The organism is Crystallibacter degradans (assembly GCF_012952295.1).
Classification (GTDB): domain Bacteria; phylum Actinomycetota; class Actinomycetes; order Actinomycetales; family Micrococcaceae; genus Crystallibacter; species Crystallibacter degradans.
Genome location: NZ_JABBCH010000120.1, coordinates 1 through 253, shown reverse-complemented (window position 1 = coordinate 253; position 253 = coordinate 1). Strand labels below are relative to the sequence as shown.

General features: G+C 68.0%; 1 protein-coding gene. It reads right to left on the bottom strand.

Annotation, left to right across the window (positions count from 1 at the left end; genetic code table 11):
- A partial coding sequence (locus tag HGO92_RS23375) for a transposase (protein ID WP_169999140.1) occupies positions 1–253 on the bottom strand: 253 nt, incomplete at both ends.

Here is a 253-nt window from a genome sequence, read left to right as displayed (position 1 = left end):
TGCCAGCACGTCCTGGGCCCGTCGTTTGAGGGTGCGCCCGAGAGTTCGGAGCTCGGTCAGCGCGGTGGGGACGCCGCTGCTGAGGGAGTCAATCACGGCTTGCATCATCTGCTGACCTTTGGCCCGGGGATCCATCACCGGGACCGCGTCGGGGAGTTCCTCGGCCGCGGCGCTCTTGAACCCGGAGAACCCGTCCATGGCCACGACCTCAACCCCGTCCCGCCATTCTTGGGGGCGTTCCTGGAGCCAGGTC